Genomic DNA, 22,280 nt, shown 5'->3' with positions numbered 1-22,280 from the left:
CCGTCGACCCGGGTCGTCGCGCCTAGGCGTTCGGAGCGCCGAGGAGGTCGTCTTCCTGGCCGCTGCCATGGCGGTCGCGGTCGGCAGTGGCTAGCACCCAGGCGTACTGGAACGCGGCCTCCCGCCACCGCTCGTAGCGTCCGCTGATGCCGCCGTGGCCAGCCGACATCTCGGTCTTCAGCAGCACGGAGTCGACGTTCGCATGCCGCAGCGCGGCAACCCACTTGGCCGGCTCGACGTAGTAGACCCGCGTGTCGTTGAGTGAGGTCATCGCCAGTATCGCCGGATACCGCTTGGGTTCGACGTTCTCGTACGGCGAGTAGGACTTCATGTACTCGTAGACGTCTGCGTCGGCGAGCGGGTTGCCCCACTCGTCCCACTCCGTGACCGTGAGCGGCAGCGACGGATCCAGGATCGTGGTGAGCGCGTCGACGAACGGCACCTGCGCCAGGATGCCCGCGAACGCGTCGGGTGCCATGTTCGCCACGGCGCCCATCAGCAGGCCGCCCGCGCTACCGCCGAGTGCCACCAGATTCTCCGCGCGCGTGACGTCGGTGTCGACGAGATGCCGTGCCACGGCGATGAAGTCGGTGAACGTGTTCCTCTTGTTCAGCAGCTTGCCCTGCTCGTACCACTGCCTGCCCAGTTCACCGCCACCGCGCACGTGAGCGACCACGAACACCATGCCCCGGTCGAGCAGCGAGAGCCGGGCGATGGAGAACCGCGGATCCTCGCACGACTCGTAGGCGCCGTAGCCGTAGATCAACGCAGGGGCCGGAAACTCGACTCCTGCACGGTGGATGATCGACACCGGGACGCGGGCACCGTCCTCGGCGACCGCCCAGTCGCGCCGTTCGACGCACTCCTGCGGCCGGTAGTCGCCCAGCACCGGCTGCTCGCGCAACAGGATGCGCTCACCGGTCGCGAGGTCGATGTCGTAGATCCGCAGCGGCACGACGAACGACGTCGTGGCCACCCGCAGCCGCGGCGCCGACCAGTTGGGATTGCCTGCCAGACCCGACGACGTCAGCTCCGTGTCGAACGTGATGTCCTCGGCCTGGCCGTAGGCACCGTCAGCGGTGATGGGCCACAGCTGAATTCGCGGCAGGGCCTCGCTGCGGTAACTGACCACCAGCTGCGTGGCGAACGCGTCGACGCCGTCGAGCCTGACGTCGTCGCGGTGCTCGATCAACGTGCGGAATGCCGTCGGGTCGCTGACGGGCGCCTCGACCAGCGTGAAGTTCTCGGCGCCGTCGTTGTGCAGGATCAGGAAGCGATCCTCGCCGCCGACGACCGCGTGCTCCACCGAGTACTCGACGCCCTCCCGGCGCGGCAGGATCGACGTGAACGTCGCCTCGGGATCGGTTGCGTCGGCATAGAGCATCTCGGTGGTGATGGAACTGCCCGCGGCGATGAACAGGTACTTGTCGCTGCGGGACCGCCCGACGCCGATCCAGAACCGTTCGTCGGGTTCGTGATGGACCTTCTCCCCCGGCTGTCCTGCGCCCAGGCGGTGCCGCCACACGGTGTCTGGCCGCCACGCCTCGTCGACGGTGACGTAGTAGACGGTGCGGTTGTCGGCAGCCCAGGTGGCACCGGCCCCGATGCCCTCGATCACGTCGTCGTACATCTCGCCCGTACGCAGATCGCGGAAGCGCAGGGTGTACCGCTCGTCGCCCTTGACGTCCACCGAGAACGCCAGCGTGTGACCGTCCAGCGTCACCGATGCCGCGCCGAGCGAGAAGAAGTCGTGCCCTTCCGCTTCGACGTTCTCGTCGAGCAGCACCTGTTCACCGGGCACCTCGGTGTCCTCGTCGAACACGGGTGGGGTCCAGTCCTCGGGATCGGCGACGGGACACCGGCATTGCACGCCGTACTGCTTGCCCTCGATGCTGCGGCCGTAGTACCACCAGTCACCGCGCCGGGTGGGCACCGACAGGTCGGTCTCCTTGGTGCGCGCCTTGATCTCGTCGAAGATCCGCTGGCGCAGCGGCTCGAGGACGGCGGTCTGCTCCTCGGCGTAGGCGTTCTCCGCCTCGAGGTAGGAGATCACGTCGGGATTGGACTTCTCGCGCAGCCACTCGTACTGGTCGACGAAGACGTCACCGTGGTGTTCGCGGCGGTGCTCGACGCGCTTGGCGATCGGCGGCTGTGACCCCACCTGCGAATCGCTCACTTGGCTCCCATCCAGTCGTCGAACTTCAATCCCGAAATGCGTTCATAGGCCTCGATGTAACGCGCCCGCGTCGCGTCGACGACGTCGGGTGGCAGCGGCGGCGGAGGTACGTCGCCGTGGCGGTCCCAGCCCGACTCGGGGCCAGTCAGCCAGTTGCGCACGAACTGCTTGTCGAAGCTCTCCTGCACCTCGCCCTCGACGTAGGCGTCGGCCCGCCAGTAGCGCGAGCTGTCCGGAGTGAACACCTCGTCGGCCAGCACCAGCTCGCCCGAGGCGTTGACGCCGAACTCGAACTTGGTGTCCGCGATGATGATTCCCTTGCTCAACGCATGGTCGGCGGCTTGGGAGTAGATGCTCAACGTGGCGTCCCGCAGCTGCGCGGCCCGGTCGGCACCCACCAGGTCGACGACGCGGTCGAAGCTGATGTTCTCGTCGTGGTCGCCGAGGTCGGCCTTGGTCGCGGGAGTGAACAGTGGCTGGTCGAACTTGCTGGCCTCGGTCAGCCCGGCGGGCAACGGGATGCCGCACACCTCGCCGGTCGCGCGGTAGTCGATGATGCCCGAGCCGGTGAGGTAGCCGCGGGCCACGCACTCGACGGGCATCATCTCCAGCTCGCGCACCACGAGCGCGCGCCCGAGCACCTCGGCGGGGATGCGCTCGTCGTCCGGCGGACCCGCGAGGTGGTTGGGCGCCTGCAGGTAGTCGAAGAAGAAGACGCTCATCGCTGTGAGGATCCGGCCCTTGTCGGGGATCTGACTTTCGAGCACGAAGTCGTAGGCGGAGATGCGATCGCTGGCCACGAACAGCAGGTGGTCGGCGTCGATGCGGTAGAGCTCGCGTACCTTCCCGCTGGCCAGAAATTGGTAGTCGCTCAGAGCTGGGCGCATTCGGCAACACTATCTGTTGGGATCAGGGCATGAGTTCTCGCTATGTGCCGTACGCGACCACCCCGGTCCGTCTCGCCCGCCAGCTGGTCAGCGACATCGTGGTGCTGCTGTGGAGCGCCATCTGGGTGTCGATCGGGCTGGCGGTGCACTCCGCCGTCGCGACGATCGCCGAGGTCGGCAGGCAGGTGAACGAGGGCGCCAACGGCGTCGCGGGCAACCTCAGCGACGCCGGCGACAACGCCGACGACTTCCCGCTGGTGGGCGACGCCCTGGCCGAGCCGCTGCGCGCGGCCAGCGAGGCCGCGCTGGGCATCGCAGGCGCCGGAGCCAACCTCGACACCACCGCGACCTGGCTGGCGGTCGTGCTTGGCCTGGCCGTCGCCGCGCCGCCGATCCTGTTCATCGCGATGCCGTGGCTGTTCCTGCGGGTGCGGTTCGCCCGGCGCAAGTGGACGTCGCTGACCCTGGCCGCCACCCCCGCGGGCGAGCAGCTGCTGGCGTTGCGCGCGCTGGCCAACCGTCCGCTGGGCAAGCTCGCCGCGGTGAGCATCGACCCGGTGGGAGCGTGGCGGCGCGACGATGCGATCGCGATCCGGGGCCTGGCCGATCTCGAGTTGCGCAGCGCCGGCCTCGCCCGCCGCCGCTCCTCCCCCTAACCGCGCGTTTTCGGCGCGGTTTCCCGCGCTCACCGCGGACTTGCGCGCCGGAATCGCGTAGGACGGAACCAGCGGCGCCTCGGACGCGTCCTAGTCCTCGATGCTCGACGACCTCCTACGCCTGCACGACGGTGTTGTCACCGCGTCCCAAGCGCGCCAAATCGGTATGAGTAACGACGCGGTCGAACGCCGGGTCCGATCGGGCCACTGGCGGAGGTGCTCACGCGGGGTCTACTTCGTCGATGACCGACCGTTCACCGACGCGGCCCGCATCCGCGCGGCGGTGTGGAGCTACGGCCCTCGAGCGGTCGGATCGGGCTTGACCGCCGCGTGGTGGTGGAACGTGACGACCTTCGCTCCTGACGTGGTCGAAGTCACCGTCCCCAGGGACAGCCATGGTCGGATCAAGGAGGGGTCACGGGTTCGTAGACGGGACCTAACCCACGTCGACGTGATCGAGCGCAGAGGCCTCGCGGTCACGGCGCTGCCACTGACAGTCGTCGAGGCAGCAGCACGACGTGGCGGCGGACCCAAGGTCATGGACACCGGCCTCCAACGACACACCACGCTCGGCGCGCTCTGGACAGCGCATCTGCGCAACCGAGGTCGCCATGGCTCGCCGGCCGCACGGCGACTCCTCCAAGGCGCCGACGAAGGCGCACGCTCCGAAGCCGAACGGCTGCTTGGGCGCCTAATGAAAGCCGCGGGCATCACCGGGTGGCGGACCAATCAGCGCATAGCCGGCTACGAAGTCGATGTGGTGTTCCGCGATGCGAAGGTCGCGATCGAAGTCGACGGCTTCGCGTTCCACACTGACACCGAAGACTTTCACCGCGACCGCGTCAAACAAAACGCAATCGCCTTGGCGGGTTACCAAGTCCTACGGTTCACGTGGCTCGACCTGGTCGAGCATCCCGAGCGAGTCATCGCGACGATCAAACGCGCGATTTGGGCGCGTTGACCCGCGGCGAGCGCGGACTGGCGCGCCGAAATCACTCGAGGGCGACGACCATGTGCCGCAGGCCGGTGTGCCGGTTGCTGCGCGTCCACTCGACCGGCTTGACCAGCCGCGCGGACGAGAACCGGGTCAGCAGCTCCTCGAAGAGCACGCGCAGCTCGAGCCGCGCGAGGTTCGCCCCCAGGCAGTAGTGCACGCCCTGGCCGAAACCGAGGTGCGGGTTGGGCGTGCGGGTCACGTCGAACGAGTCGGCATCGGCGAACACCGAGGCGTCGCGATTCGCCGAACCCTCCCAAATCTGGACCTTCTGCCCGGCCTCGATCGTGCAGCCGCCGAGGGTGCACGTGCGCGTGGCGGTGCGGCGCTTCGAGGGCGACGGCGACGTCCACCGCACCATCTCCTCGACCGCTACGGGCAGCGAATCCAACGACGACCGCAGCAGCGACAGCTGCGACGGGTGCTCCAACAGTGCGAGCAGCCCACCGGCGACGGCGTTGCGCGTGGTCTCCGCGCCTGCGGAGAACAGCAGGCTGAAGAACAGGTACAGCTCCAACTCGCCGAGCGCCGGATCGCCCGAGTTTGCGACCACCGACAGCATGTCGTCGGTTGGCGCCGCGCGCTTCTGGGCGATGAGCGACTGACCGTAGGCGTACATCCCCCGGGCGCTGGCGTCCTCGCTGGCCGTGCGCCCCAGGTCGAACTGCGGCTCGATCGCGTGGAACAGCCAATGCCGTTCGGACTCCGGCACTCCGAGCAGGATGCAGATCATCTGCATGGGCAGTTCGGCTGCGACGTCCACCAGGAAGTCGAACGGCTCACCGGACACGACGCCGTCGAGCAGCCGCCGCGTCCGGGCGCGCAGATCGTCCTCGACGCGACGGATCATGCGCGGCGTCAAACCCGAGGACACCAGCCGACGGACCTGGGAGTGCTTGGGATCGTCCATCATGTTGAGCACCTGGCCCGCAATGGAGAGGTCCTGCAGCAGCGTCCCGCCGTAGGGGCGGTCGCCGCCGGTCACCGACGAGTAGGTCTCCGGATCCCGCAGCACCGCAAGGGTTTCAGCGTACGTGGCGACAGACCAGAAGCCCTCGCGGTCCGGGGTGTGCTCGGTGGGCTCGTGCCAATAGACCGGCGCCTCGCGACGGTGCACGGCGAACAACTCGTGTGGGAACCCCGACGCGAAGTTGTCCAGGTCGGTGAAGTCGGTTCCCGCGAGACTCACAAGATGTCGCCCGAGGTGTACCTGGCCGCCTCGGGGAACTGGTCGACCAAGCGCTCCACCTGGGCGACGACCGAATCGACCTGTGCGGCAGCCGCTCCGGTGAACGCCTCCTTGTCGGCCAGCGCGGCGACCAACTCGTCGCGGTCCAGGGGCAGCCGCTGGTCGGCGGCCAATCTGTCGAGCAGGTCCGGCTCGGATCCCTGCTCGCGCATGGCCAGTGCGACGGCGACGGCGTGTTCCTTGATCACCTCGTGGGCTGCCTCGCGTCCCACCCCCGCGCGGACCGCCGCGATGAGCAGGCGCGTCGTCGCGAGGAACGGCAGGTAACGGTCCAGCTCGCGCTGGATGACGGCAGGATAGGCACCGAATTCGTCGAGGACGGTCAGGAACGTCTCGGTCTGCCCGTCGACGGCGAAGAACGCGTCGGGCAGCGCGACGCGGCGCACCACCGAGCAGAAGACGTCACCCTCGTTCCACTGCGCGCCTGCGAGTTCGGCTGCCATGGAGCCGTATCCGCGCAGCACGACCTGCAGGCCGTTGACGCGTTCACAGGAGCGGGTGTTCATCTTGTGCGGCATCGCCGACGAACCCACCTGACCGGGAGCGAAGCCCTCGGTGACGAGTTCGTGCCCGGCCATCAGCCGGATGGTGTGGGCGAACGACGATGGTCCCGCGCCGAACTGCACCAGCGCCGAGAGCACCTCGTGGTCCAGCGAGCGCGGGTAGACCTGGCCGACGCTGGTGAAAACGGTGTTGAAGCCCAGGAATTCGGCGACGCGATGCTCGAGTTCGGCCAGCCGCGAGGTGTCGCCGTCGAACAGGTCGAGCATGTCCTGCGCCGTGCCCATCGGGCCCTTGATGCCACGCAGCGGGTAGCGGTCGATCAGCTCGGCGATGCGGGCCAGCGCGAGCATCGTCTCCTCAGCCGCCGACGCGAAGCGCTTGCCCAGCGTCGTCGCCTGCGCGGCCACGTTGTGCGACCGCCCGGCCATCACGACGTCCCGATACTCGGCGGCGCGAGACGCCAACCGCGCGACCACGGCCACGCCGTGGGCGTGGACGACCTCGAGCGAGCGCCGGATCTGCAGCTGCTCGACGTTCTCGGTGAGGTCACGGCTCGTCATGCCCTTGTGGACGTGTTCGTGGCCTGCCAGCGCGTTGAACTCCTCGATGCGGGCCTTCACGTCGTGACGGGTCACGCGCTCGCGCTCGGCGATCGACGCTAGGTCGACGTCGTCGATCACCCGTTCGTAGTCGTCGACCACGCCGTCGGGCACCGCGACGCCCAGTTCGGCCTGCGCACGCAGGACCGCCAGCCACAGTCGCCGCTCCGCGACGATCTTCGCCTCGGGCGACCAGATCGCGCGCATCTCCTCGCTCGCGTACCTGTTCGCCAGCACATTGGGAATCGTCACGGACACACAGCTTACGGCCCGGGTGAGGCAAGCTACCCCTGTGTACTTCGTCGGACTCGACCTCGCCTGGGGTGAACGCCAGCCGACCGGTGTCGCCGTTCTGGACGCTTCGGGAGCCCTGCTGCACCTGTCCGCGCGCACGGACGACGCCGACATCCTCGCTGCGCTCGCGCCGTTCACCGGCGACGATTGCCTGGTCGGCATCGACGCCCCGCTGATCGTGCGCAACGCGACTGGCAACCGGCCTGCCGAGGCCGCACTGAATCGGGACTTTCAGGCCTTCCACGCCGGGACGCATCCGGCCAACACCGGGAAGCCGGAGTTCGCGAACGGCACCAGGGGCGCACGGCTGGCCGACGCGCTGCGCCTCGACCTCGACCCGCACTCTCCCAGCCCGCGTCGTGCGCTCGAGGTGTTCCCGCACTCGGCGACGGTTTCGCTGTTCAGGCTGGGCCGCACGCTGAAGTACAAGGCGAAGACCGGCCGCAGCTTCGAGCAGTTGCAGTCCGAACTGCTGCGCCTGATCGACCTCGTCGAAGGACTCGAACACGCCGACCCGCCGCTGCACGTGCGCAACTCCGACGCCTGGCGCGAACTTCGCCAGTCGGTCGAGACCGCAACCAAGAAGAGTGAACTGCGTCGCGCCGAGGATCCCGTGGACGCGGTGGTGTGCGCGTACGTCGCGCTGTTCTTCGAATGCCGGCCCGACGACGTCACCATCTACGGCGACGTCGACACCGGCTGCATCGTGACGCCGACCCTGCCCGCCGACCTCGAACCGCAGCGCGGTGGGCAGACCGCTCCGGCGGAACAGACCGCGGTCGCGGAGTACCAGGCGCGCCGCCCCGCCCTGGTCGTCGCCACGGATCACTACCTCGAGATGGTGACGTCACTGCTCGACGAGGCGGGCATCAACTACCTGAACATCACGGCGCGCACCAAGAGCGTCGAGTCGTTCGCGGCCAAGGCCGGCCAGATGGTGGACGGCCAAGCGCTCTACACCGACCCGCTCGCCGAGATCACCGACCAGGTGGGGCTGCGCGTCATCACCTACCTGCGTGAGGACGTCGAGACCGTCGCGCGCCTGCTGGCCGACGAGATGATGCTGCTCGACGACCGGGACATGGGTCTGGAGACGGCGCGCGAGGGCAGATGGGGATACGCCAGCCGGCACCTGCTGGTCGGCGTCGAGGGTGAGCAGCAGCCCGCCTCCATCCAGGTCCGCACCGTCCTGCAGCACGCATGGGCCGAGTTCGAGCACGACATCCGCTACAAGGGGTCGATCCCCGCCGAGCACGCCCCCGACCTCGATCGCCGTTTCACCCTGGCCGCCGGTCTGCTCGAACTCGCCGACAGCGAGTTCACCGCGATCCGGGAACGGCTGCGCGTGGCCATGGTCGACCGCGACGACACCGACGACGACTCGTCGGATCCGCGGATCGCCACTCCCGTGCTCGCGACCTATCTCGGGAACCGGTACGCCGACGCCGGGTGGTCGCGCACCGACCACTACCGCTGGATCTCCGGGCTGCTGCTCGAACTCGGCGTCACGCGGCTCGACGAACTGACGGCGGTCCTCGACGGCGTCGACGAGGATGCGGTCAACCGCGCGATGGACTACCGCTATCCCGCCGGTGCGGTGCGACGCCTGGACGACGCGCTGCTCGCCGTGTTCGAGGACCGGTACCTACACCTGCACGGCAACGAACACCGAAGGGAGTTGCTGCAGAACAGGTTCGACCGGTTGCGCGCGGGTCTGGCTACGGAGCCTCGCCCAGATGCGTCGGATCGTTGATGCCTGCCCCACGTATGCCCAGCTGCTTGTTGATCAGCATGGTGAGCCCGAAGAGCACGATGCCGGTCAGGACGAGGATCCCGGCGAGCAGGTACTGCTGAGCAGGCCTGCCGGAGAACGGCAGCACCAGGTACAGCGACGCGGCGCAGCCGATGATCGGTAGCACCGTCGGCGTCTTGAAGTGCCCGCCGGTAGCGCGCACGTCCCGGCGCAGCACCAGCACGGCCACGTTGACCATCGCGAAGACAGCCAGCAGCAGCAGTGACGTCGTACCGCCGAGCAGCGATATGGCGCTGCTGTTCGCGAACGCCGTCACGTAGAAGATGAGGCCGAAGGCGATCAGCGTGGTGAACAGGATCGCGACCCACGGCGCCCGGCTCTTCGGGTGCACCCTTCCGAGCACCGGCGGCAGCACGTGCTGGCGGGACATGCCGTAGATCAACCGGCTGGCCATGAGCATGTTGATCAGCGCCGTATTCGACACCGCGAACATCGAGATGAACGGCAGGATGGTCTCGATCGGCAGGTTGGGCGCACCGGCCTTGACGACCTCGACGAGCGGAGTCTCGCTGGCCTCCAGCGTGCCGACTGGAACCAGGGCCACCGCGACGATCGCGACCACCACGTAGACGACGCCTGCAATGCCGAGTCCGGTGAGCAGCACCTTGGGGAAGATGCGGACGGGATCCTTGGTCTCCTCGGCCATGTTGACCGAGTCCTCGAAGCCCACCATCGCGAAGAAGGCGAGCGAGGTTGCCGCGGTGACGGCGAGGAAGACGTTCTTGTCCTCGGCGGTCTCGAAGGCCACGACGCGGGAGAAGTCGACCTCGGCGCCCCCGGTGAACGCCCAGAAGCCGACGCCGATCACGAGCAGCAGGCCGGTGATCTCCACGATGGTGAGGACGACGTTGAGCTTGACGCTCTCGCCGACGCCACGCAGGTTCACCGCCGCGATGAGCGCCATGAATAGCAGCGCCATGACGACGATTCCGGCCTTGCCCCAGTCGATGTCGAAGGCGGTGAAGAAGTTGGAGGCGAAGAACCGCGATGCGGTGGACGCCGACGTGATGCCGGAGCACATCACGATGAACGCCACCAGGAACGTGACGAACTGAACCCCGAAAGCCTTGTGGGCGTAGAGGGCAGCGCCCGCGGCCTGGGGGTACTTGGTCACCAGTTCGAGGTAGCTGAACGCGGTGACGGTGGCGATCAGGAACGCCACCAGGAACGGAAGCCAGGCCGCGCCACCGACTTCGGCGGCCACCTGGCCGGTGAGCGCGTAGACGCCGGTGCCCAGGATGTCGCCGACGATGAACAGCAGCAGCAGGCCCGGCCCCATCACGCGTTTGAGCTGAGGTTGCTCCTGTTGCTCCTGGGCGGTGTCAGGCTGGGTCATCGCGCCTCCGTGGCCGATCGTCGGAAACTCCCATCATCGGGCAGGCCACGCCGCGGCGCGCGTCAATCACCCAAAGCGACTGATTTCGTCGAACGGCGCCAGGACGTCGATGACCTCGACCAGCGTCGCCCGCGCCGTCGCGCGCGGGCCGTCACCGACACCGACCATCGACGCGACCACCGCTCCGTCGACGGCGCACACCAGCGCGGTGACGAGTTCCTCGCGCACCGCGCGACCGGAGCGTTCGACGACCTCCACGACGGCGTCGGCGCGCTGCTGCATCATCCGGCGCTGTACGTCGCGCAGGCTGGGCTGGCGCGCGCAGGCGATGTAGCGCTCGTAGCGAGAGATCAGTTCCTCGGACTCGCGGCTACCGGGCCCCTCGCCGACGAGGAGGTCGACCAGGACGTCGGCGGTCGACTCGGCGCCGCGCCTGCGGCGCGACAGGCCGGCCACGCGAAGGTTCAGCCGCTCGACCTCGCGGCTGCCGACGTGTTCGACGGCCTTGGTGATGAGGTCGTCGAGGGACGAGAAGTAATAGGTCGTCGACGCCAGCGGCAAGCCGGCGCGGCGCGCGACGGCCCGATGCCGGACGGCGTCGAAACCCCCCTCGCACAACAGATCGGCGGCCGCGCTGACGAGCGCGTACCGCCGCCTCTCACCCTTGGGGGTGACCGCTGCCGTCACGCATTGCATGCTGCCAGTCGCAGCGGCGCGCCATGGCGCTTTCGGCCAATCATCAGGCGGCACTGTGGAAATTCGCCGACGGCTGAACAGATGCTCACCCCGATCGGTACGCCGGTACCACGTGGCATGATGGCCCGCGTGTCCGAACTGAGCCGTCGCGCCGTCCTCCGACTCGGCGCGGGCGCCGCGCTCGGGGCCGCCGGGGCGTACGCGATCGGCGCGAGCGTGACGAGCACGCCCGCCACCGCACCGCCGGTGTCGATGACCGGCGTCGGCTCGCCGCTGCCGCCGCCGCTGGCCCCTCCTCCCCCGTCGTCTCCCGCGCCGACGTACGTCTCGGGCTCGTTCACGTCGGCCGCGCGCGGCGGGATCACGACCAACTGGGCCATCGCCCGTCCGCCAGGGCAGACGGCCCCGTTGCGTCCGGTGATCGCACTGCACGGCAAGGACAGCGATGCCGCAACGGTCATGGCCGGCGGTGTCGAACGGGGTTTGGCACAGGCCGTGGAAGCGGGCCTGCCGCCGTTCGCGGTGGTGGCGGTCGACGGGGGCGGTGGCTACTGGCACCGGCGCGCGTCGGGTGACGACGCGGGCGCCATGGTGCTCGACGAACTGCTGCCGATGCTCGCCGGCCAAGGACTCGACACCTCGCGTGTCGGCTTCCTCGGCTGGTCGATGGGCGGCTACGGCGCCCTGCTCCTGGGCGGGCGGCTCGGTCCGGCACGCACGGCGGCCATCTGCGCGGTGAGCCCGGCGCTGTGGACGTCGTCGGGTGCGGCCGCACCGGGCGCCTTCGACGGCGCGGAGGACTACGAGGCCAACAGCGTGTGGGGCATGCCCGGACTGGGGTCGATCCCGATCCGAATCGACTGCGGCACCGGTGATCCCTTCGCGTCCGCCACGGAACGGTTCATCGCCCAGCTGCCGACACCGCCGGCGGGTGGCTTCTCGCCGGGCGGGCACGACAGTGCGTTCTGGAACTCCCAGCTGCCTGCCGAGATCGACTGGCTCGCGCCGCTGCTGGTGGCCTAGACCCGCTGGCCCACGAGGCTAGACCTACGGCAGGCTGAGCCGGCCCTCGGCGGCGGCCAGACCGATGTCGGTGCGAAAGTGACTGCCCGGCAACCGGATCGAACCCATCAGCCCGTAGGCGGCATCACGCGCGGCAGCGAGGTCGGGCCCCGTGCCGACCACGGAGAGCACCCGTCCACCGGAGGACACGATGTTTCCGTCGTCGCGCCGGGCCGTGCCCGCGTGCAGCACTCCGTCGGCCTCGGACCCGGTGATCGCGTCACCGAGGCGGGGCCGGCCGGGATAGTTCTCGGCGGCGAGCACCACGGCCACCGCCGCGCCGTCGTGCCATCGAAGCGGCGGCTGGTCGGCGAGTCGACCGGTGGCGGCCGCGTGCAGCAGTTGGCCGAGCGGGGTCTCGAGCAGCGCCAGCACGGCCTGGGTCTCGGGGTCGCCGAAGCGGCAGTTGAACTCGACCACCGACGGGCCCTGCGACGTCATCGCCAGGCCGGCGTAGAGCAGTCCGGAGAATGCGGAGTCGCGTGCGACGAGTTCGGCGGCGACGGGTGCGACGACGTCGCGCACGATCTGGTCGACGGTTCCCTCGGGCAGCCACGGCAGCGGCGCGTAGGCGCCCATGCCACCGGTGTTCGGTCCGCTGTCACCGTCGCCGACGCGCTTGAAATCCTGTGCCGGTAGCAGCGGGACGACGGTCTCGCCGTCGACCACGCAGAACAGGCTGACTTCGGGTCCGTCGAGGAAGCTCTCGAGCAGTACCGGGTGGCCGGAGTCCAGCAGGCTGGCCGCGTGCGCACGGGCGGCGTCACGGTCGGCGGTCACGACGACGCCCTTGCCGGCCGCCAATCCGTCGTCCTTGACCACCCAGGCGGGGTCGCCGCCGGGCGGGCCGAACCGGTCGAGCGCGGTGTCGAGATGCGCTGGGTTGTCGACGATCTCGCTGCGTGCGGTCCGCACGCCCGCGGCGTCCATCACGTCTTTGGCGAAGGCCTTCGAGCCTTCGATCCGCGCCGCGTCCCGGGTGGGCCCGAAGCAGGCGATCCCGGCGGCGCGCACGGCGTCGGCCACGCCGAGCACCAGGGGGACCTCGGGGCCGACGACCACGAGGTCGGCGCCCACCTTGCGGACGAGTCCGACCACCGCCTCACCGGAGGTGATGTCGACGTCGTACTGGTCGGCGACGATCTCGGTGCCGGCATTGCCCGGTGCGACCGAGAGTCCCGTCACCTCCGGGTCGCGCCGCAGCGCAAGCAGCAAGGCGTGTTCGCGGGCACCAGATCCGATGACGAGGACGTGCACGGTTGACAACCCTAGACCCTCGCGTCCGGGCATACACTTGACGATGCGGTGTATGGTCGAGCGCATTAGTGCCGCACGTCACACGAAGGACTTCTCATGACGACCACTCAGAACGCCTGCCCCTTCCTGCCCCAGGGGTACGACTTCACCGATCCCGACGTCCTCCTCAAGGGCATCCCGGTCACCGAGTTCGCCGAACTGCGCAAGACCGCGCCCGTGTGGTGGAACGCCCAGAGCGACTCGATCTTCGACGACGGCGGCTACTGGGTGATCAGCAAGCACGAGGACATCAAGTCGATCTCCAAGAACGGTGACCTGTGGTCGACCAACCGCAAGGGTGCGGTGATGCGGCTGCCGGAAGGCGTCACCAGCGAGCAACTCGACCTGACCAAGGCGCTGCTGATCAACCACGACGCACCCGAGCACACCCGGCTGCGCAAGATCGTGTCCCGGTTGTTCACCCCGCGCGCGGTGAAGGCACTCGAGGAGAAGCTCGCCGTGGCCGCCCGCGAGATCGTGGCAGCCGCCGCCGAGAAGGGCAGCGGTGACTTCGTCGGCGACGTCGCCACCAAGCTGCCGCTGCAGGCCATCGCCGACCTGATCGGCGTGCCCGAGGCGGACCGCGAGCGGCTGTTCCACTGGACCAACAGCATCATGAACACCGACGATCCGGACTTCGACTCCGATCCGACGACCGCCAACGCCGAACTGATGGGCTACGCCTACACGATGGCCGAGGAGCGACGCCGCTGTCCGGCCGACGACATCGTCACCCGTCTCATCCAGGCCGACGTGGACGGCGAATCGCTCGGCGACGTCGAGTTCGCGTTCTTCGTGATCCTGCTCGCCGTCGCGGGCAACGAGACCACCCGCAACGCGATGACGCACGGCATGAACGCGTTCTTCGACAACCCCGACCAGTGGGAGCTGTTCAAGCGCGAACGGCCGGAGACCGCCGTCGACGAGATCATCCGATGGGCCACCCCGGTGCACTGCTTCCAGCGCACCGCCATGGCCGACGTCGAACTCAGCGGGGTGACGGTCCGTGCCGGCCAGCGCGTGGGCTTGTTCTACAGTTCGGCCAACTTCGACGAGGACGTCTTCGACCGGCCGTTCGAGTTCGACGTGACCCGCAACCCCAACCCACACCTCGCGTTCGGCGGGAACGGAGCGCACTACTGCATCGGCGCCAACCTCGCCCGCATGGAGATCAAGTTGATCTTCGACGAGATCGCCGCTCAGATTCCCGACATCTCCAAACTCGCTGAGCCACAGCGGCTGCGGTCCGGGTGGATCAACGGCGTCAAGGAGTTGCCCGTCTCCTACGGGGGCTGATCAGGCCTTCGGAGTACCATTCGCCCGTGCGAACCCACGGCTGGTCGGGATCGGCCCCGGCAAGCGACGACGAGGCCGTCGCTCGCATCCTCGCGGCCGCGGGCAAGGCGATCGACGAGCGCGGCGCCGAGATATCCATCGCCGACGTGGCCCGCACGCTGGGCGTCACCCGTCAGACGGTCTACCGCTACTTCCCCAGTACCGACGCGCTCCTGGTGGCGGCAGCGGTGCACGCCGCCGACGACTTCCTCGAACGGGTCGCCGACCACGTCCGCGGCATCAACGACCCCGTCGACGCGGTGACCGAGGCCGTCGCCACTGCGCTCGAATGGCTGCCCAAGGACAAGCACATCGGGCTCTTGGTGGCGCCGGGCCGACCGAACGCGCACACCGAGTCGGTGACCTCCGACGTGGCGCTGCAGTTCGCGAACGCCATGGTCCGCCGCTTCGACGTCGACTGGGCCGCACATGGTTTCACCGACGCCGAACTCGACGAGTTGGCCGAGCACCTGCTGCGGATCATCCAGTCGTTCGTGATCGACCCCGGCCGGCCGCCACGCACCGGTCAGGTGCTGCGCGACTACCTGCGGCGGTGGGTGGCCGGGGCGATTCTGCCCGCTACACCACGGTGAGCGGCAGCGACTTGCGGTCCTCGAACACCCAGCTCGCGCCGCCACTGAACTTGGTGACCGCGACCTCGCCCAACTCCTTTGCAGGAGTGTCCGTCTCGACGAAGCGCACCGTCCAGTCCGACTGCGTGCCGGTCAGTTCCGCCCGCAGATGAGGATCGACCGCCGCGGCGATCGCCTGCAGCGGCTTGTCGTTGACGGGTGAGCACAGCGAGATCCACGAGCCGTCCTCATACGCCGGCGACTTCCGCACGTGCAGCGAGTCCGCGGCGACATCGGCCGACACGTACGCCGCAGGGTTGAGCAGCGGGTGCAGTTCGAGCACCCGCAGCGCGCCCTTCACCCCACCCGGCAGCCGGAGGGCACGGTGGATGCGCTCGGCCGCGACGCCTGCGATGCCGATCAGCTGCTTGTAGCGGATCGACTCCTCGAGTGCGGCATCGGTTCCGGCGCGCTTGCGGACGGCGAGGGTGAATGCCAGCACCAGCAGGTGCATCTGGAGGCACACCTCGTCGGCGATGCGCACCAGCGCCGAGTGCGAGAACGCACCGAAGTCGACGTCGGCGAGCAAGTCGCCCGAGTAGTCGGCCGCTCCATCGTCGTTCGGATCGATCGGGTCCAGTTCGCAGGAATGTGCATGGCTGGCTGCGACGACGTCCATCGCCGGGATGAACGGAACTTCCGGGTACGACTCGTCGATGATGACCGTCCACGCGCAGTGCGGTTTCCGGCCGGACGGCACGCGCGGCGGGCGGTGGATCGGACGGACCTGGGCCTTGCGGTTGGTGGCCAGCGCCGTGGCGTCGAACGTCGGGTCCTCGATGTCGTGGCACATGCCGTGTACGTAGTCTTCGCCCATCGGCTCGACGTCGAGCAGCGCACCGCAGTGGTCGAGGTGGAACTCCCCGTGCCACCTGTCGTGCACGGTGTAGCGGAAGTCCATGAACTGCGGCGGCGCCCCGATGTCGAGCTGCAGGCCCTTGAACAGCGTGAAGATGTCGACGCCCTCGTACTTGAGCGCCTTCTGCATCCGTCTCGTGTACAGCGGGCTGGACGCGGCCCACTCCTCGATGGCGACCTGCAGCATCTCGTCGCGGCCCCATGCGCTGATGCAGTGCGCCATGCCGGAGCGGTCGATCAGCTGACCGATCAGCAGCAGCTCGGGTACTAGGGTGGCCAGTTCCTCGCGCGACAGCGCGGCGTACCTACTCGTCATCGATCTTGCTTCCCGAGTGCATCTTCAACGCGGCGTTGACGTTCGCCCGCTTGTCCTCCGCCGCGCCCTCACCGGCAGCCTTCTCGGCGTCCTTCTTCCGCTTGGCCGCAACCTTGGTCACCACGCCGTCGAGCTTCGAGCCCAACGGGAAGCCGAGGTAGTGGGTCAGGAAGATCGCCATCTCCTTGAGTTCCTCGACGGTGAGTTCATCGTTGTGCAGCGCAGCATTGACCTGAATCTCCGCCAGATCCGGGATGCCAAGCGCGGTCACGCAGGTGAGCGTCATCATGCGCTTCTCGCGCATCGACAGGCCGGGCCTGGTCCAGATGGTGCCGAACAGGTGGTCGGCGGTCAGCGCGAAGTAGTCGCCGGGCATGTCCGGCATGTCCCAGCCGTAGACCTCGTTCATCTTCTCGAGGCCCTTCTTGCGAAGCTCGTCCATCACTGTTCCTCCGAAGTCGAAGTCGTGTGCGGCACGCCGAGCCCGGCGGCCAGGTTCTGCAGTGCGATCTCGGCGAGCGGCAGATCGACCCCGGTGGCTTCGCCGAGTCCGAGCGCCAACCGCAGATCCTTCTCGGCCAGGCCGCGGGTATGGACGAACATGTCGTAGACGAAGTGTTCGGGCCCAAGCGGTTTGGTGTCGTCGCGAACCATGATCGCGCCGGGCCCACCGCTCTGGGCGTCGCTGTGCCTGACCACCCGGCCGAGCTTCTGCAGATCGATGCCCGCCGCTTCGGCCAGCTTGGATGCCTCGCACGCGGCTGCGAAGCCGATGAAGGTCAGCATGTTGCGGGCCAGCTTCATCCGGGTACCCGCACCCGGCTCTCCGGCGCGGACCACCATCGAGGCCCACTGCTTGAACACCGGCTTGACGAGGTCGTAGGCCTCGTCGTCAGCGCCGACCATGACGGCGAGTTCGCCCTTGTCGGCCGCGCCTGCGCCACCGCTGACCGGCGCATCGACGATGTGAATACCGTTCGGCCGCAACGCCTCGGCCAACTCGCCGGCGGTGCCGGGCTCGATCGTCGAGTGGATCGCGATGACGGTGCCGGGCTGCGCGTGGGCCGCGAGCTGATCGACGACGTCGCGCACCTGCTGGTCGGTGAGCACGGTGACGCTGATGACGTCGGCCTTGGCGACGTCGGCGACGCTGTCGGCCAGGCTGGCGCCAAGCTCGGCCAGAGGTGTCATCGCCTCGGTGCGCACGTCGAACACCGTGAGTCCGCCGGGCCATCCGACGAGGCGCTTGGCCATCGGCGCCCCCTGGTTGCCCAGGCCGATGTACCCCAGCTTCAGCTCGGCACTCATCTGATGATCTGTCCGCCGTCGACGTTGAAGATCTGACCGGTGACCCACTTGGCCTGATCCGACAGCAGGAACAGGCACATGCCGGTCAGGTCGTCGACCTCGCCCATGCGCGACAGGGGAATTCCCTTCACGATGTCGGCAACCATCTCCTGAGGGGTGGTGGTCCGATTGGCCTCGGTGTCGATGGGCCCGGGGGCGATCGCGTTCACGCGGATGTTCTGCCCGCCCAACTCGGTGGCGAGCTGCTGGGTCAGACCGTTGATGCCGACCTTGGCCAGTCCGTAGAAGTTCGAGTACAGCCACGCCGCGGTGGACGACTGGTTGACGATCGCCCCGCCGCCACGCTTGGCCATCTTGCGGTACACCGCACGCGTGCAGACCAGCGCACCGTCCATGTTCACGCTCATGAACTTCTTGTAGTAGTCCCAGTCGACGGTGATCAGGAAGTCGAGCTTCATCCCGCCGAAGATCGCCGCGTTGTTCACCAGGTAGTCGATGCCGCCGAACTCCGAAAGCGTCTGCGCGGCCATCTCCTTCGCGGAGTCGGGATCGCTCACGTCGACGCGCACCGCGAGCGCGTTGCCGCCCTCGCCCTTGATGCCGTCGACGACCTTCTGTGCACCCTCGGTGTTGATGTCGGCGACGACGACCGCGGCGCCTTCACGCGCGAGCGCCTCGGCGTACGCCTGCCCGATGCCGCCACCGGCACCGGTGACGATCGCGACCTTCTCCTTGAACTGATCTCCGTACAGACCCACGTGTGTCTCCTTCGTAGCCATGGTGGTCAGGCCAGCGTGGCGATCGCCTTGGTCTCGAGGTACTCCTCGAAACCCGCCAGACCCATTTCCCGGCCGATGCCGGATTGCTTGTAGCCGCCGAACGGCATGTCCGCCGAGTACCAGACGCCGCCGTTCACGTTGACCGTGCCGACGCGCAACCGGTCCGCGATGCCTTGTGCCCGCGCGTCGTCACCGGAGAACACCGTGCCGGACAATCCGTAGGGCGAGTCGTTGGCGATGCGCACCGCGTCGTCGTCGCCGTCGTGTGCGATGACCGTCAGCACCGGGCCGAAGATCTCCTCGCGTGCCACCTTCGCGCCGTTGTCCAACCCCGCGATGACGGTCGGCTCGATGAAGAAGCCCTTGTCGCGGTCGGCGGGACTTCCACCGCCGCAAGCGAAGCGGCCCCCCTCGGCGATCGCCGAGTCGAGGTAGCCCTGGATGCGGTCGCGCTGCACCGCCGAGATCACCGGTCCGCAGATCGTGCGCGAATCGGTCGGATCGCCGGGCTTGAGACCCGCCATGGTGCCCGCGGCCGCGTCGACGGCCTCGTCGTACTTGGCGCGGGGCACCACCAGCCGGGTGGTGATGGCACACCCCTGGCCCGCGTGCATCGACGCGGTGAACGCGGCCATCGAGCAGGCACCGCCGAGGTCGGCGTCGTCGAGTACGAGGAACGCGGATTTGCCACCGAGTTCGAGGAAGACCTTCTTCAGCGTGGCGGCGCCGTCGGCCATCACTGCCCGGCCGGTGTTGGTCGACCCGGTGAAGGACACCATGTCGACTCGCGGGTCACGGGACAGCAGCGCGCCGACGCCATGGTCGCTGGAGGTGACGATGTTGACGACGCCCGCCGGGATGTCGGTGTGCTCGACGATCAGCTCACCGAGAACGGCTGCCGCCCAAGGGGTATCCGGCGCCGGCTTGAGCACGATCGTGTTGCCCGCGGCCAGCGCGGGACCCAGCTTGGCGAGGTTGATCTGGTGCGGGAAGTTCCACGGCGTGATCGCGCCGACGACGCCGATCGCCTCCCGGGCGATGGTGCGCCGGGTCTTCATGCCCATGGGCGAGGCGATGCCGAGGTCCGTGCGCCACTGGTAGGACTCTGCGGTGTCGGCGCAGAAGCTGAGATCCTCGATCGGCCCCTCGAGTTGCGCAGCGGACGTGAGCATCCGGGGCGCGCCGACCTCCGAGATCGTGAGTTCCCGCAACTCTTCCGCGTGGTCGCGCATCGCCTGCTGCAACTGGCGGATGCCGCGGACCCGCAATTCGACGTTCGTCGACCAGTCGGTCTCGTCGAACGCCCGTCGCGCCGCACCGATCGCCTGATCCATGTCGTCGGGAGTCGCATCGGCGGCGACGCCCAGGACCTCCTCGGTCGCGGGGTTCACCGTCGCGAAGGCGCCACCGCTGCCGGCGATGAGCTTCCCGTCGATGAGTAGCCGACTCTCGCGATCGCCCAGTAGCGGCATCCGAACTCCCATCATCGAGCCGAGCAATCCTGGACAACTGTCCGGCGGTATCGAAACGAACCATAGCCCGGGGTCGGATCGAGCCGCAAGAGTCCATCCATGGATACGGCCGGCTTCCCACCGAAACATGCCGATGCGCAGCGTCTTTGCCGGATGCGCTTGCCTTGGCACGCATCGGTCGGATAACTTGGACATGTGTCCAGCGATGCAGTGGTGGCCATCACAGGTCAGGCCGATGCCGACCCAGGTGAGAGGCCGCGGAACCGTCGGCAGGAGGAGACGTTCCGCAAGGTGCTCACCGCGGGCGTCGAGATGCTGCGCGAATCCTCCTACGCCGACCTGACCGTGCGCGCCGTCGCAGCCAGGGCGAAGGTCGCGCCGGCCACTGCATACACCTACTTCTCGTCGAAGAATCACCTCATCGCCGAGGTCTACCTCGATCTGATGAAGCAGGTTCCGTACTTCACCGACGTCAACGAGCCCATGCCCCAGCGCGTCGAACAGGCGCTGCGCGCGATGGCGCTGACGGTGTCCGACGAGCCCGAGGTGGCCGCCGCGTGCACGACGGCCCTGCTGACGGGAACCGATCCCACGGTGCGCAAGGTCCGCGACCGCATCGGCGCCGAGATCCACCGCCGCATCCGCTCGGCCGTCGGTCCCGACGCCGACCCCCGCGTGGTGTCGGCACTGGAGATGACGTTCTTCGGTGCGCTCGTCAACGCAGGCAGCGGCGCCTTCACCTACCACCAGATCGCCGACCGCCTCAGCTACGTGGTCGCACTCATCTTGGGAGAAGATCGATGACCACCGGCACCTCAGAGGTCCTACTGGACCCCTACGACTACGACTTCCACGAAGACCCGTACCCGTACTACCAACGGCTGCGCGACGAGGCGCCGCTGTATCGCAACGAAGAACTCGGGTTCTGGGCGCTGTCGCGCCACTCCGACGTGCTGCAGGGCTTCCGCAACAGTACGACGCTGTCCAACAAGTTCGGCGTCTCACTCGACCCGGCGTCACGCGGTCCGCACGCCAGCAAGACCATGTCGTTCCTGGCCATGGACGACCCGTCGCATCTGCGGCTGCGCACGCTGGTGTCGAAGGGCTTCACGCCGCGCCGCATCCGTGAACTCGAACCGCGGGTCACCGAGATCGCGACGCAGCACCTCGACGTGCTGATGGAGAAGTCGACGGACGGAACCGTCGACTACGTCGGGGACTTCGCGGGCAAGCTGCCGATGGACGTGATCTCCGAGTTGATGGGCGTCCCGGTGCCCGACCGCGATCAGGTTCGCGCCTGGGCCGACGGGGTGATGCACCGCGAGGACGGCGTCACCGACGTTCCGGCCGAGGCGATCGAGGCGTCGCTCAACCTGATCGTCTACTACCAGGAGATGGTTGCCGAACGTCGCAAGAAGCCGACCGACGATCTGACGACCGCACTCCTCGAGGCCGAGATCGACGGCGACCGGCTCACCGACGACGAAGTGCTCGGCTTCATGTTCCTGATGGTCATCGCCGGCAACGAGACCACCACCAAACTGCTTGCCAACGCTGCGTTCTGGGGTCACCGCAATCCCGATCAACTGGCCCCGCTGTACGACGACCTCGAGCGGATCCCGCTCTGGGTGGAGGAGACGCTGCGCTACGACACGTCGAGCCAGATCCTCGCCCGCACGGTGGCCGGCGAGCTGACGCTGTACGACACCACGATCCCCGACGGGGACGTGCTGCTACTGCTGCCGGGTTCCGCGCACCGCGACGAGCGGGTCTTCGAGAATCCCGACGACTACGTCATCGGCCGCGAGATCGGCTCCAAGCTCATGAGTTTCGGCAGCGGGGCACACTTCTGCCTCGGCGCTCACCTGGCCCGCATGGAGGCCCGCGTCGCGCTCGCCGAGTGGTTCAAGCGGATCCGCGGCTACGACGTGGACGAGGCCAACTCGGTGCGCGTGCACTCCAGCAACGTCCGTGGCTTCGCCCATCTGCCCATCTCGATCCAAGCCCGCTGAAGGGAC

At 68.2% G+C, this 22,280-nt stretch carries 20 protein-coding genes; 8 read left to right on the top strand and 12 right to left on the bottom strand.

All coding sequences use genetic code 11. The features are described from left to right. Positions 1 to 22: 22 nt before the first annotated feature. Both LOK44_RS07285 and LOK44_RS07280 read right to left on the bottom strand, forming a co-directional pair. A complete protein-coding gene (locus LOK44_RS07285; RefSeq protein WP_372481197.1) occupies positions 23 to 2,176 on the bottom strand; it encodes a S9 family peptidase in 2,154 nt (717 codons plus the stop codon). Then, a complete protein-coding gene (locus LOK44_RS07280; RefSeq protein WP_237569325.1) occupies positions 2,173 to 3,063 on the bottom strand; it encodes a phosphoribosylaminoimidazolesuccinocarboxamide synthase in 891 nt (296 codons plus the stop codon). The genes LOK44_RS07285 and LOK44_RS07280 overlap by 4 nt, the downstream gene beginning before the upstream one ends. Before the next feature lie 29 nt (positions 3,064 to 3,092). Here LOK44_RS07280 and LOK44_RS07275 point away from each other — a divergent pair, with 29 nt between their 5' ends. Next, the gene (locus tag LOK44_RS07275) at positions 3,093 to 3,719 is read left to right on the top strand and encodes a hypothetical protein (RefSeq protein WP_237569324.1); all 627 of its coding nucleotides are present in this window, start codon (positions 3,093 to 3,095) and stop codon (positions 3,717 to 3,719) included. A gap of 100 nt (positions 3,720 to 3,819) precedes the next feature. Further along, positions 3,820 to 4,680, top strand: a complete 861-nt coding sequence (locus LOK44_RS07270; protein ID WP_237569323.1) for a PDDEXK-like endonuclease domain-containing protein — start codon at positions 3,820 to 3,822, stop codon at positions 4,678 to 4,680. 31 nt (positions 4,681 to 4,711) lie between these two features. Here the strand turns inward: LOK44_RS07270 and LOK44_RS07265 are convergent, their stop codons facing one another. Both LOK44_RS07265 and purB read right to left on the bottom strand, forming a co-directional pair. Further along, a complete protein-coding gene (locus LOK44_RS07265) occupies positions 4,712 to 5,902 on the bottom strand; it encodes a cytochrome P450 (RefSeq protein ID WP_237569322.1) in 1,191 nt (396 codons plus the stop codon). Continuing rightward, positions 5,899 to 7,317, bottom strand: coding sequence for an adenylosuccinate lyase (purB, locus tag LOK44_RS07260; protein ID WP_237569321.1), 1,419 nt, complete (start codon positions 7,315 to 7,317; stop codon positions 5,899 to 5,901). The genes LOK44_RS07265 and purB overlap by 4 nt, the downstream gene beginning before the upstream one ends. A gap of 40 nt (positions 7,318 to 7,357) precedes the next feature. On the opposite strand from purB, the gene relZ reads away from it, so the two are divergent. Beyond that, positions 7,358 to 9,112: a bifunctional ribonuclease/(p)ppGpp synthase gene (gene relZ, locus LOK44_RS07255; protein WP_237569320.1), complete on the top strand. Its 1,755-nt coding sequence runs from the start codon at positions 7,358 to 7,360 to the stop codon at positions 9,110 to 9,112. On the opposite strand, the gene LOK44_RS07250 is transcribed toward relZ, so the two are convergent. Both LOK44_RS07250 and LOK44_RS07245 read right to left on the bottom strand, forming a co-directional pair. Next, entirely contained in the window at positions 9,078 to 10,508 is a 1,431-nt protein-coding gene (locus LOK44_RS07250; RefSeq protein WP_237569319.1) for an APC family permease, read from the bottom strand. The two genes, relZ and LOK44_RS07250, sit on opposite strands and share 35 nt — an antisense overlap. 66 nt (positions 10,509 to 10,574) lie before the next feature. After that, positions 10,575 to 11,204: a TetR/AcrR family transcriptional regulator gene (locus tag LOK44_RS07245; RefSeq protein WP_163922148.1), complete on the bottom strand. Its 630-nt coding sequence runs from the start codon at positions 11,202 to 11,204 to the stop codon at positions 10,575 to 10,577. 117 nt (positions 11,205 to 11,321) lie between these two features. Between LOK44_RS07245 and LOK44_RS07240 the strand changes: the two genes are divergently transcribed. Further along, positions 11,322 to 12,227: an alpha/beta hydrolase-fold protein gene (locus LOK44_RS07240; RefSeq protein WP_237569776.1), complete on the top strand. Its 906-nt coding sequence runs from the start codon at positions 11,322 to 11,324 to the stop codon at positions 12,225 to 12,227. A 24-nt stretch (positions 12,228 to 12,251) separates the two neighbouring features. Here LOK44_RS07240 and purD read toward each other — a convergent pair whose 3' ends face one another. Then, positions 12,252 to 13,523 (bottom strand): phosphoribosylamine--glycine ligase, encoded by a 1,272-nt coding sequence (purD, locus tag LOK44_RS07235; RefSeq protein WP_237569318.1) that lies wholly within the window; start codon positions 13,521 to 13,523, stop codon positions 12,252 to 12,254. 96 nt (positions 13,524 to 13,619) lie between these two features. Between purD and LOK44_RS07230 the strand changes: the two genes are divergently transcribed. Both LOK44_RS07230 and LOK44_RS07225 read left to right on the top strand, forming a co-directional pair. Beyond that, positions 13,620 to 14,858: a cytochrome P450 gene (locus LOK44_RS07230; RefSeq protein WP_237569317.1), complete on the top strand. Its 1,239-nt coding sequence runs from the start codon at positions 13,620 to 13,622 to the stop codon at positions 14,856 to 14,858. A 26-nt stretch (positions 14,859 to 14,884) separates the two neighbouring features. Further along, positions 14,885 to 15,490 carry a TetR/AcrR family transcriptional regulator gene (locus tag LOK44_RS07225; protein ID WP_237569316.1) on the top strand — a complete coding sequence of 202 codons (606 nt, stop codon included), beginning with the start codon at positions 14,885 to 14,887 and terminating at the stop codon, positions 15,488 to 15,490. Here the strand turns inward: LOK44_RS07225 and LOK44_RS07220 are convergent. The 5 genes from LOK44_RS07220 to LOK44_RS07200 are packed head-to-tail and all read right to left on the bottom strand — an operon-like array spanning position 15,477 to position 20,262. Next, complete coding sequence (locus tag LOK44_RS07220; RefSeq protein ID WP_237569315.1) at positions 15,477 to 16,703, bottom strand: hypothetical protein; 1,227 nt, start codon at positions 16,701 to 16,703, stop codon at positions 15,477 to 15,479. The two genes, LOK44_RS07225 and LOK44_RS07220, sit on opposite strands and share 14 nt — an antisense overlap. After that, entirely contained in the window at positions 16,693 to 17,145 is a 453-nt protein-coding gene (locus tag LOK44_RS07215; protein ID WP_237569314.1) for a carboxymuconolactone decarboxylase family protein, read from the bottom strand. Before LOK44_RS07215 ends, LOK44_RS07220 begins: the two co-directional genes overlap by 11 nt. Next, a complete protein-coding gene (locus LOK44_RS07210; protein WP_237569313.1) occupies positions 17,145 to 18,011 on the bottom strand; it encodes an NAD(P)-dependent oxidoreductase in 867 nt (288 codons plus the stop codon). Before LOK44_RS07210 ends, LOK44_RS07215 begins: the two co-directional genes overlap by 1 nt. Further along, on the bottom strand, positions 18,008 to 18,769 hold the full coding sequence (locus tag LOK44_RS07205; RefSeq protein ID WP_237569312.1) for an SDR family oxidoreductase: 762 nt from the start codon (positions 18,767 to 18,769) through the stop codon (positions 18,008 to 18,010). Before LOK44_RS07205 ends, LOK44_RS07210 begins: the two co-directional genes overlap by 4 nt. A gap of 26 nt (positions 18,770 to 18,795) precedes the next feature. Continuing rightward, the gene (locus tag LOK44_RS07200) at positions 18,796 to 20,262 is read right to left on the bottom strand and encodes an aldehyde dehydrogenase (protein WP_237569311.1); all 1,467 of its coding nucleotides are present in this window, start codon (positions 20,260 to 20,262) and stop codon (positions 18,796 to 18,798) included. Positions 20,263 to 20,457: 195 nt separating this feature from the next. Here LOK44_RS07200 and LOK44_RS07195 point away from each other — a divergent pair, with 195 nt between their 5' ends. Both LOK44_RS07195 and LOK44_RS07190 read left to right on the top strand, forming a co-directional pair. Beyond that, complete coding sequence (locus tag LOK44_RS07195) at positions 20,458 to 21,066, top strand: TetR family transcriptional regulator (protein WP_163922122.1); 609 nt, start codon at positions 20,458 to 20,460, stop codon at positions 21,064 to 21,066. Continuing rightward, positions 21,063 to 22,274, top strand: coding sequence for a cytochrome P450 (locus LOK44_RS07190; protein WP_237569310.1), 1,212 nt, complete (start codon positions 21,063 to 21,065; stop codon positions 22,272 to 22,274). The genes LOK44_RS07195 and LOK44_RS07190 overlap by 4 nt, the downstream gene beginning before the upstream one ends. Positions 22,275 to 22,280: the final 6 nt, after the last annotated feature.

This window comes from Mycolicibacterium lacusdiani (assembly GCF_021916785.1).
In the GTDB taxonomy this organism is placed as follows: domain Bacteria; phylum Actinomycetota; class Actinomycetes; order Mycobacteriales; family Mycobacteriaceae; genus Mycobacterium; species Mycobacterium lacusdiani.
The sequence above is the reverse complement of the archived record's forward strand: the minus strand, read 5'-3'. Positions and strand labels throughout refer to the sequence as shown.

Coding starts and splice junctions, on each gene's coding strand:
- LOK44_RS07280 (WP_237569325.1), bottom strand. CDS start 3,063: ATGCGCCCAGCTCTGAGCGACTACCAATTTCTGGCCAGCGGGAAGGTA.
- LOK44_RS07275 (WP_237569324.1), top strand. CDS start 3,093: ATGAGTTCTCGCTATGTGCCGTACGCGACCACCCCGGTCCGTCTCGCC.
- LOK44_RS07270 (WP_237569323.1), top strand. CDS start 3,820: ATGCTCGACGACCTCCTACGCCTGCACGACGGTGTTGTCACCGCGTCC.
- LOK44_RS07250 (WP_237569319.1), bottom strand. CDS start 10,508: ATGACCCAGCCTGACACCGCCCAGGAGCAACAGGAGCAACCTCAGCTC.
- LOK44_RS07245 (WP_163922148.1), bottom strand. CDS start 11,204: ATGCAATGCGTGACGGCAGCGGTCACCCCCAAGGGTGAGAGGCGGCGG.
- LOK44_RS07240 (WP_237569776.1), top strand. CDS start 11,322: ATGATGGCCCGCGTGTCCGAACTGAGCCGTCGCGCCGTCCTCCGACTC.
- LOK44_RS07230 (WP_237569317.1), top strand. CDS start 13,620: ATGACGACCACTCAGAACGCCTGCCCCTTCCTGCCCCAGGGGTACGAC.
- LOK44_RS07220 (WP_237569315.1), bottom strand. CDS start 16,703: ATGACGAGTAGGTACGCCGCGCTGTCGCGCGAGGAACTGGCCACCCTA.
- LOK44_RS07215 (WP_237569314.1), bottom strand. CDS start 17,145: ATGGACGAGCTTCGCAAGAAGGGCCTCGAGAAGATGAACGAGGTCTAC.
- LOK44_RS07210 (WP_237569313.1), bottom strand. CDS start 18,011: ATGAGTGCCGAGCTGAAGCTGGGGTACATCGGCCTGGGCAACCAGGGG.
- LOK44_RS07200 (WP_237569311.1), bottom strand. CDS start 20,262: ATGCCGCTACTGGGCGATCGCGAGAGTCGGCTACTCATCGACGGGAAG.
- LOK44_RS07190 (WP_237569310.1), top strand. CDS start 21,063: ATGACCACCGGCACCTCAGAGGTCCTACTGGACCCCTACGACTACGAC.